This is a genomic window from Rugamonas sp. FW305-51, from assembly GCF_058786935.1.
The window spans coordinates 172,932-182,447 of the sequence record NZ_JBYSZG010000007.1; the positions used below are offsets into that span (position 1 = coordinate 172,932).

Genomic DNA, 9,516 nt, shown 5'->3' on the forward strand with positions numbered 1-9,516 from the left:
GAGCAAGCCTTCTAAGCGTACGATTTTGCGTACGATTTTCCCTGCCGGTGTGCCTGTACCTGCGGCGGCGGGTGTGCCGGTGAAAATATCCCGCCAGACGGCAGCCGGCGCGCCCTTGCTGCGGCGCAGCATCACTGCGCCGTGCCGGCGGCCGGGACGGGGGCGGCGGCATTGTCGGCGTTGAGCATGGGCGGGCGTCCCAGCCACTGCAGGCGCTGCTGGCGCTGGGCCAGCGCCAGCGCCGCCAGCGATTGCACGGCCGCGTAAAACCGGGGGAAGCTCTTTTCCTGCGCCAGCAGGGCGCGGAATCCCGGCAAGTCGTCCTGGTAGGTGGCCACGGCGCTCAGGTGGGCGTTGTTGAGCGGCTCGGCGAACCAGCGGTCGTAACCGGCGTAGCCGCCCCAGCTGTCCTTGAGTTTCAGGTAATCGGCCTTGAGGGCGGCGAAGATGCGCGCTTTTTCCTCGCGCTTGTGGTGGGCACTGGCCCGGCGCGCATAGTTGGCGGCCAGCGCCGCGCGGTGGCGCACCAGCAGGGCCAGGAATTCCTCGCGCCGCGCGTGGTAGCGGGCATAGCCTTCGCGCATGGCGTCGTTGCCGTACAGATCCAGCCACAGTTGCACACCGGCCTCTTCCACGGCGGTGGCGAAGCCTTCGTTGAACTGGCTGTCGCCTGCCACATAGACCACCTGGTGGGCCAGCTCGTGGAAGATCATGCGGGCCAGCTCGGCGTCGGAATAATTGATGAAGGTCGACAACAAGGGATCGCTGAACCAGCCCAGCGTGGAATAGGCCGGCACGCCGCCCACCTGCACGTCGTCGCCCTCGGCCCGCAGCTCGGCGGCATAGGCCATTGCATCTTCCTTGCTGTAGTAGCCGCGGTAGCTGACGCAGCCGGCGATGGGGAAACACCATTGGATGGGGCGCAGCGACAATTCCGGCGTGGCCACCACGTTCCACAGCACGAACGGCCGCGACAGGGCCGCGTAGTTCTTGTAGCTGGCGTTGTCGGGCAGGCCCAGGTGGTGGACGGCAAAGCGCCGTATGCGCAAGGCCTTTTCCAGCCTGGCCTTGAGCACGGGGTCGGTGCTGGGGTCGCCCAGCCAGTCCTCAATGGGCCGGGCGTCCGACCACAGCGCGTACTGGCCCTGGGCGGCCTGCATGTAGTACTTGAACTGGGCGCAACCGGCCAGCATGAGCGCAACCCCGCCCGCCGCCAGCCAATACCTGGCACGGAACACGAAGCTGACAAACTGGCGCATGGCATACCTTCACGCGGCAACTCTTTCGACTTGTACCAGTGTATCGTAAAACGTGGGGGCACGGCCCATGTCGGTGAGCGCCTGGCTGGTCACTTCGTTGGCGTTCTTGCCGTCGCTGGCCAGCTTTTTCCACCAGACGGACAGGCCCACCACCAGCCCCGGCCTGGCCTTGGCCGTCATGCGCGCCTTGGCCACGAAGAAGCCGCGGTCGTTGTAGATACGCACCATCTCGCCGTCGGCGATGCCGCGCGCGGCGCAGTCGTCCGGGTGGATGTCCAGATGGGGCTCGCCTTCGGCCGCCCGCAGGCTTTTCACGTTGACGAAAGTGGAATTGAGGAAATTGCGGGCCGGCGGCGAAATCATGGCCAGCGGATAGCGCGCCGCCAGCGCCGGATTGCTGGCCGGCGATTCGTAGGGCGCGTTGTAGGACGGCAACGGGTCGAGGCCGTCGGCCGCCATTGCCGCCGAATACAGCTCGCACTTGCCCGACGGCGTGGGGAAGCCGCCGTCGGCGAACGGGGCGTCCGGCATGGCCAGCTTTTGCCAGCCCTTGCGCTTGAGCGATTCCCAGTCGAAATGGATGGCGCGCGCATCGTCGCGGCGGAAAGCCTGGGCGGCCAGCTGGTCGTCGCTTTCCTGGAAGCAGGGATCGTCGAAGCCCATGCGGGCCGCCAGCAGGCGGAAGATTTCCGTGTTGGGCTTGGCTTCGCCCATGGGGGCGATGGCCGCGTTGTTGGCCATCATGTACAGGTGGCCGTAGGCCGTGTGGGTGTCCACGTGCTCGAGCTGGGTGGTGGCGGGCAGCACGATGTCGGCATAGTCCGCCGTATCGGTCTGGAAATGCTCGAGCACAACGGTGAACAGGTCTTCGCGGGCGAAGCCGGCCGCCACCTTGGACGAGTCCGGTGCGATGGCCACCGGATTGGCGTTGTAGACGATCACGGCCTCGACCTGCGGACCGAACTCGGCCGAGGCGGGCCGCAGCAGATCGTCGCCGATAGTGGTCATGTTGATGGTGCGCGGTGCGTTGGGCAGCAGGTCGGGCCGCTGCAGGGCCGGCTTGTTGGTGGGGAAGGAACCGGACGAGGACAGTTGCACGCCGCCGGCCGCATGGCGCCAGGCGCCCACCAGGGCCGGCAGGCAGGCAATGTTGCGCACCGCCATGCCGCCGCCGCGCACCCGCTGCACGCCGTAGTTGAGACGGATGGCCACCGGCTCGCCCGCCTTGGCCGTCTGGCCGTAGAGCCGGGCCAGCTCCACCACCTCGGCCACCGTGATGCCGCACACCTCGGCCGTGCGTTCCGGCGTCCATTCGGCCGCCCGCTGCCTGAGTTGATCGTAACCGAGCGTGTGGCGGGCCAGGTAGTCATGGTCCAGCAAGTCTTCCTTGATCAGCACGTGCATCATGCCCAGCGCCAGGGCCGCGTCCGTCCCCGGCATCAGGGCGATGTGCTGGTGGCACTTTTCCGCCGTCAGCGAGCGGTAGGGGTCGATGGCGATCAGCCTGGCGCCGCGCCGCTTGGCTTCCTGGGCCCGGGTCCAGAAGTGCAGGTTGGAGGCGATGGGATTGCCGCCCCAGATCAGGATCAGCTTGGCATTCTGGAACTGTTCCAGGTCGGTGCCGATGGTAGCGCCCACCGTGTACTTGTACCCCGTCACGCCGGCCGAGGCGCAGATGGTACGGTCCAGCAGCGACGCGCCCAACTGGTGGAAGAAGCGGGCCGACATGGACTCGCCCTGCAGCAGGCCCATGGTGCCACAATAGCTGTAGGGCAGGATGGCTTCCGGCGCGCGCGCGGCGATGGCCTTGAGACGGCCGGCGATGGTGTCCAGCGCCTCGTCCCAGCTGATGCGCTCGAACTTGCCCTCGCCCTTCTTGCCCACCCGGCGCAGCGGATGCAGCAGGCGCTCGGGATGGTAGGTGCGCTCCGTGTAGCGCGCCACCTTGGTGCATAGCACGCCGGCCGTGGTGGGATGGTCGGGATCGCCCTTGACCTCGGTGGCCACCCCGTCTTCCACCGTGACCAGCAGGGCACAGGTGTCGGGGCAGTCATGCGGGCAGGTGGCGCGGACGTGGGTGATGGTCATGGCGGGATCCAAAAAGCGTACACTGAAACCGCTATCGTAAACGATTCCGGCGCCGGGCATCGGCGGCTGGGCTCGCGCTGGGCCTAAGCTGGATTTCCCGCTGTTACAAGGGCTACAATGCTTGTTCTCACAGGCGGCCCCGGCAGCCTGCGAAACCCAACACGGAGACACAGATGAAACTAGTTGAGCCCATCATGGCGTTTCAATCCGAATTGCAGCAGATCCGGCGCGACCTGCACGCCCATCCCGAGCTGTGCTACGAGGAGCAGCGCACCTCCGACATCGTGGCCGCCAAGCTGACGGAGTGGGGCATCCCCATCCTGCGCGGCCTGGGCCGGACGGGCGTGGTGGGCATCATCAAGAACGGCAACTCGCCGCGCGCGGTAGGCCTGCGGGCCGACATGGATGCGTTGCCCATGCAGGAAATCAACACCTTTCCCCACGCCTCGCGCCACCCCGGCAAGATGCACGCCTGCGGCCACGACGGCCACGTCACCATGTTGCTCGGTGCGGCCCACTACCTGGCCCGCCACCGCGACTTCGACGGCACCGTCTACCTGATCTTCCAGCCGGCCGAAGAAGGTGGTGCCGGCGCGCGCAGCATGATCGAAGACGGCCTGTTCGAGAAGTGTCCGATGGACGCCATCTACGGCATGCACAACTGGCCCGGCGCCGCCACCGGCACGCTGAGCGTGACGGCCGGACCGATGATGGCATCGAGCAATGAATTCCACGTCACCATCAAGGGCAAGGGCGCCCACGCGGCCCAGCCCCACAACGGCATCGACCCGGTGATGGTGGCGGTGCAGATCGCCCAGAGCTGGCAGACCATCATCACGCGCGAGAAGAGCCCGCTCGATACGGCCGTGCTGTCGATCACGCAGATCCATGCCGGCAGCGCCACCAATGTGATCCCGGACGAAGCGAAGATGGTGGGCACGGTGCGCACGTTTACGACGCCGGTGCTGGACTTGCTGGAAACGCGCATGGGCGAGATCGCCCGCCACACGGCGGCCGCGTTCGGCGCCGAGGTGGACTTCGACTTCAAGCGCAACTACCCGCCCCTGGTCAACCACGCGCGCGAAACGGCATTTGCGCTGGAAGTAATGAAGGACGTGGCCGGGGCCGACAACGTCAACCCCAACGTGGAGCCCACCATGGGCGCGGAAGACTTTGCTTTCTTCCTGCAAGCCAAGCCGGGTTGCTACGTCTTCATCGGCAATGGCGAAGGCGGGCATCGCGACGGCGGCCACGGCCTGGGCCCCTGCGTGCTGCACAACGCCAGCTACGACTTCAACGACGACCTGCTGCCGATCGGGGCCAGCTTCTGGGTCCGCATGGCGGAAATGAGCTTGCCCCTGGCACAGTAAGCTAAGGGTCAGCCCAACCGGTCCGGCGCCGTGCCCACGCGCCGGCCCGGGTTGATGCGCTCCAGTGCCAGCAGGGCGGCCGAATGGTCGGCCTGCGGATACACCTCCGCTATCGTTTCGTAACGCTGCGTCACCAGCTCGGTGACGGGCAGGGTCACGCCCGCGGCCGCCGCCGCCGCCAGGATGTTGTGCTGGTCCTTGATCTGGGTCTTGACCTGACCGCCGGCCACGAAATTCCGCTCCAGCATGCGCTGGCCATGCACGTCCAGTATCTTGCTCTCGGCGAAACCGCCGCGGATGGCAGCGCGCACGGCGGCCGGATCGGCGCCGGCCGCCTGCGCCAGCAGCAGGGCCTCGGCCACGATGTTGAGCGTGGCGCCGACGATGAGCTGGTTGCACAGCTTGGACACCTGGCCGCTGCCGGCCGGCCCCACCAGGGTGGGCCGCCCCATCGCCGCCAGCACCGGTTCGGCCTGGGCAAAGTCCTGCGTGCTGCCGCCGGCCATGATGGCCAGCGTGCCGGCCTGGGCCCCACCCACGCCGCCGGACACGGGCGCGTCGATGAAACGCCGGCCTTGTGCGGTCAGCAAGGCATGGAACTGCTGTGCTTCCGACTGGCGCGTCGAACTCATGTCTATCCACAGGGTGTTTGGCGCCAGGGCCGGCAGGGCCGCTTCCAGCACCAGTGCCACGGTGGGCCCCGCTTCCAGCATGGAGATGACGATGTCGGCATCGCGCACGGCATCTGCCAGCTGGGGCTCGGCCAGGGCGCCGGCCGCAACCAATGCCTGCGCCTTGCCATGGGTGCGGTTCCAGGCCTTGACGGTATAGCCAGAATTTAACAAGCGGCGTACCATCGGGTCTCCCATCAAGCCAATACCGAGGAAGGTGATGCGCATAGGTTACTTACTCCTGTCAGGGTGGATCTTGCAGTCTATTTAAGAAAGTTTTCAAGCTAAAACATTTTTTTGGAACCCCGGTACAATCAGGTCAGCCGTATCCAAATGAGAGAGATACAGCTTTTTAATTGCAAGGATACTATGTTCGCTAAAAAGTTGATTGCGGCGGCCGCCGCATTGTTGGCAGTGCATGCAGCACAAGCAGCAGATGGTAGTGTGATCGATTCCGTTTCCGTTGACTATGGCAGTTCCGCTAAGGTCAGTATGGTACGGCTGGGGGTACAGAAGGATTGGAGTGCGCGCTGGTTCCAGTCGAACGGCACGCACCTGAGCGGCTACTGGGACGCCAGCTTCGGCTATTGGCGCGAGACGCAGTACCAGAACGTGCCGGGCGCCCATGAAAACCTGACCGACATCGGCTTCACGCCCGTGTTCCGCTGGGAGAACGACAACAAGCGGGGCATCTATTATGAGGGTGGCATCGGCGTACACCGCCTGTCCGAGCTGTACAACAATAATACCTACCGCCTGTCCACCCTGTTCCAGTTCGGCGACCACATAGGCATCGGCTATGTGTTCGACAACAAATGGGAAGTGGGCGCCAAGATCCAGCACTTCTCCAATGGCGGCTACCGCAAGCCCAACACGGGCGTAAACTTCGTGGAACTGAAGGCGTCCTATCACTTCTGACCGGCCCGCCGGCTGATAAAAAAAGCGCTACAGTCGAATGATCTGTAGCGCTTTTTTTCTATGCGTTGGACTCGGCCACGATCTTCCATTCCTGGCCTTCCTTGGCCCAGTACTGTTTCTTGCGCACGGCGTGGCGATAACGGCCCACCACGGTCTGCTGCGTGAAGTTGCTGACGATGATTTCTTCCTTGCTAGGCTGGCGGAAGTAGCTGGAATCGCTCACGATGACGCTGACCTTCTTGGCGCCAGGCAGGAATTGCTGCTTGGCCAGCCAAGTGCCGGCATCCTCGTCGGTGGATGACTTGAAGTGGGCCGAGTAATGGGCACGCAGGCCGGCATCGTCGCGCCGCTCCACGTCGCGCCGCCAACTCTCCACCAGACCGCTGGCCAGCTTGAGGTCGTTTTCCATGACGGTTTTGCTGACGAATTCCACCTGGTCGCCGATCAGTACGGGGGTCTTGCCGATTTCCACCGTGCGGGTCAGCTTGTACAGGTCGTCGTTGCTGACCACCACGCATCCGTCCGTGGACAGCGGCGGCCGGCTGAACGTTTCCGGCGGCGTGCCGTGGACCCAGATGCCGGAACCGCTGCGGCCATGCAGCTTGTCCCAGTCGTTCGGGTAATCGAGCGGCAGCGCGCCCTTGCCATACATGTCGGGCAGCTTCACGCCGGGCAGGCGGCCGACGATGTAGTACACACCGATCGGCGTGCGCAAGTCGCCTTCGCGCGATTTGTTGATGCCCAGTTTGCCCTGGCTGACGTAAAAGTCCGACAGCAGGTGTAACTGGTCGTTGCGGTTTTCGTACAGGTAGAGACGGGAGTGCTTGGCGTCCACGATCAGGGCATGGCGCTGGTCCTTGCGCATTTGCAGCAGCGCGCGCGGTACGAGGGCGGCGGACGGACGGCCGGGCTGGGCCTGGAAGCGCACGGCCGCTTCGCGCCGCAAATCGGCCAGCTTGGCTTCCTCGCCGGCTGGCACGGCAGCGCCCAGCATGGCAACGGGGCGGGTATGCATCAGCAACAAGTCGCCGCGCAGCAGGTGGCCGAGACGGAAATTCGGGTAGGCTTCCACCAGGGCGTCGGCCTTTTCCTGCGCTGCCCGCAGATTGTGCTGCGCCAGTTCGCGGTAGATGTCGGCCAGCAGCTCTTCAGGGTCGGCCTTCCGGGCTTGCGGCGCATGGGGCGCCTTGAGGGGCTTTTTTGCAGCATAGCTGGTCCCTCCCCCCAACACGCTCATGAGGAGGACGCACAGCACACTACTTGTCCGCCAATCTTGCATAAATCTAAAGTGTGACATCAGCTACCCGAGGACTCCTGCTTGATCTGCCATTTTCCACCATTTTTGATCAGCACGAGCGTTTTCCGGCTACGAGCCGTCAATCGGTCGGATTCATACGTCTGCCGAAACGTCACTTTCGCCGTATTGCCATGGACGTCGACTTCCGGCGTGGTGATTTCCACATGGATGCGGCCTTTGCCGGCGATACGTGCCCGGCGCTCGTCGGCCCAGGCCTTGCGCGACATGCCCTTGGGCGGCTCGAACTCGTTGGCGTAATAGCCGAGGTAGCCATCCACGTTCTGTGCCGACCAGGCCTTGGCCCAGCCATGTACCTGTTTCAGCACGGCGTCGTTATCGCTGTTGTCCGGTTCGGCCTTGGCGGCCGGCTTGGCCGGTTCCACCTTCGCCAACACTGGCGCAGGGGCCGGCTTGGGCGGTTCCGCTTTCACGGGCGCCGGCGCCGGCTTGGCGGGCTCCACCTTCACGGGAACCGGTACGGCCGCCGGCTTGGCAGGTTCAACCTTCGCCAGCACAATGGGCGCGGCAGTTTTGGCCGGCACAGGTGCAGCGACCGCAACCGGTGCCGGCTTGGCTGGTTCAACCTTGGCCAATACCGGTGCCGGCACAGGCGCCGGTTTGGGCGGTTCAACCTTGGCCAATACCGGTGCTGGTGCGGGTGCCGGTTTGGCGGCGACGGCCGGCGGCGTCACCGACAGGGCAGGAATCCGCTGTGGCGGCAAGGCCTTGGCCGCATTCGGCGACAACGGCGTGATCAACTGTACCGGTGCACTGGCTGGCGGATGGACCGGCGCTGGTGCCGCTTGGGCCACCGGGGTTTCCGGCACAGTCACTTTCGCGCCCGTGCTGCTGGAGAACGTACGCAGCAAGGTCAGCTTGGACTTGGCCGGCGCGGTCGTCGCGCCGAGGGCCAAGGCCTTGTCATATGCCTGGCTGGCCATCTTGCCATAGACGTCGCCCAGGTTTTCGTAGGCCGTCATGTAGCTGGGATTGGTACGGATGGCTTTTTCCAGCGCCACGCGCGCCTTGTCATACTGGCCGTTGGCCGCGTACAGGACGGCCAGGTTGTTATAGGGTTCCGGCAAGTCGCGGTAGTCTTCGGTCAGCTTGGTGAAGACGGCAATGGCCTCGTCCGACTTGTTCTGCTCGGTCAGCAACACCCCCTTCATGAACCGCATCTGCGGATCGGCCGGGTGTTTGGCCAGGAATTCGTTGGTCTTGACGAGCGCTTCGGCCACCTTCCCGGTACGGAGCAATTTGCTCACGTCCGCCACCTCATCAGCCCGCGACGGCTGTGCCCACAACAATGCAATGACACCGGAATACCCCAGCAACCGGACCATGGTGCGACGCACGCTCGGGGCGGAAACCTTGTTGTTGCAACTAGTTGGAACGGTCTTAATTTTCATTGAGGTCGAGAGCTAGCGCGAAAGGGGACATGGTACACCTTATGTTTCCACGGGGCAAAAATAAGGGGACTTACACCATGTTTTAGTAACATATACCCGACAGCGGCGACGATCCATCAGTACGGACGAAAAAAAACCCCAACCGGATCACCGGAAGGGGTTTTTTATATAACTAGCCTGACGATAACCTACTTTCACACTGGTTGCAGCACTATCATCGGCGCAGAGTTGTTTCACGGTCCTGTTCGGGATGGGAAGGGGTGGGACCAACTTGCTATGGTCATCAGGCATAACTTGTACAGCTTATTGCTCCCAACGGGGCAGCAACAGCTTGAATCTGGAAGAAGCAGTATAAACGATATACACCGTTTATACCAGTCGTAAAGAATGGGTAATGAAGCATGTCTCAACAACACAGGAACACGTGCTTCTTATTCTTACAACCTGCTAAGGTTATAGGGACAAGCCGTACGGGCAATTAGTACTGGTTAGCTTAATGCATTA

At 63.8% G+C, this 9,516-nt stretch carries 7 protein-coding genes and 1 rRNA gene; 2 read left to right on the forward strand and 6 right to left on the reverse strand.

Annotated elements, in window-relative coordinates; translation table 11 throughout:
- Positions 1-131 precede the first annotated feature (131 nt).
- Positions 132-1,259, reverse strand: a complete 1,128-nt coding sequence (locus AC3WOS_RS07880) for an aminopeptidase (RefSeq protein WP_492715332.1) — start codon at positions 1,257-1,259, stop codon at positions 132-134.
- A gap of 9 nt (positions 1,260-1,268) precedes the next feature.
- Positions 1,269-3,347 (reverse strand): molybdopterin-containing oxidoreductase family protein, encoded by a 2,079-nt coding sequence (locus AC3WOS_RS07885; RefSeq protein ID WP_492715333.1) that lies wholly within the window; start codon positions 3,345-3,347, stop codon positions 1,269-1,271.
- Between the two features lie 173 nt (positions 3,348-3,520).
- On the opposite strand from AC3WOS_RS07885, the gene AC3WOS_RS07890 reads away from it, so the two are divergent.
- Complete coding sequence (locus AC3WOS_RS07890; RefSeq protein WP_492715334.1) at positions 3,521-4,717, forward strand: M20 aminoacylase family protein; 1,197 nt, start codon at positions 3,521-3,523, stop codon at positions 4,715-4,717.
- Positions 4,718-4,725: 8 nt separating this feature from the next.
- Here the strand turns inward: AC3WOS_RS07890 and AC3WOS_RS07895 are convergent, their stop codons facing one another.
- Positions 4,726-5,616 (reverse strand): NAD(P)-dependent oxidoreductase, encoded by an 891-nt coding sequence (locus tag AC3WOS_RS07895; protein ID WP_492715335.1) that lies wholly within the window; start codon positions 5,614-5,616, stop codon positions 4,726-4,728.
- 216 nt (positions 5,617-5,832) lie between these two features.
- Between AC3WOS_RS07895 and AC3WOS_RS07900 the strand changes: the two genes are divergently transcribed.
- Positions 5,833-6,306: an acyloxyacyl hydrolase gene (locus AC3WOS_RS07900; RefSeq protein ID WP_492715336.1), complete on the forward strand. Its 474-nt coding sequence runs from the start codon at positions 5,833-5,835 to the stop codon at positions 6,304-6,306.
- Between the two features lie 58 nt (positions 6,307-6,364).
- On the opposite strand, the gene AC3WOS_RS07905 is transcribed toward AC3WOS_RS07900, so the two are convergent.
- The 3 genes from AC3WOS_RS07905 to rrf form a co-directional block, all read right to left on the reverse strand.
- On the reverse strand, positions 6,365-7,561 hold the full coding sequence (locus tag AC3WOS_RS07905; protein WP_492715337.1) for a L,D-transpeptidase family protein: 1,197 nt from the start codon (positions 7,559-7,561) through the stop codon (positions 6,365-6,367).
- A 41-nt stretch (positions 7,562-7,602) separates the two neighbouring features.
- A complete protein-coding gene (locus AC3WOS_RS07910; RefSeq protein WP_492715338.1) occupies positions 7,603-9,012 on the reverse strand; it encodes a L,D-transpeptidase Cds6 family protein in 1,410 nt (469 codons plus the stop codon).
- Positions 9,013-9,187: 175 nt separating this feature from the next.
- Positions 9,188-9,300 (reverse strand): 5S ribosomal RNA (rrf, locus tag AC3WOS_RS07915).
- Positions 9,301-9,516: the final 216 nt, after the last annotated feature.

Coding starts and splice junctions, on each gene's coding strand:
- AC3WOS_RS07880 (WP_492715332.1), bottom strand. CDS start 1,259: ATGCGCCAGTTTGTCAGCTTCGTGTTCCGTGCCAGGTATTGGCTGGCG.
- AC3WOS_RS07885 (WP_492715333.1), bottom strand. CDS start 3,347: ATGACCATCACCCACGTCCGCGCCACCTGCCCGCATGACTGCCCCGAC.
- AC3WOS_RS07890 (WP_492715334.1), top strand. CDS start 3,521: ATGAAACTAGTTGAGCCCATCATGGCGTTTCAATCCGAATTGCAGCAG.
- AC3WOS_RS07895 (WP_492715335.1), bottom strand. CDS start 5,616: ATGCGCATCACCTTCCTCGGTATTGGCTTGATGGGAGACCCGATGGTA.
- AC3WOS_RS07910 (WP_492715338.1), bottom strand. CDS start 9,012: ATGAAAATTAAGACCGTTCCAACTAGTTGCAACAACAAGGTTTCCGCC.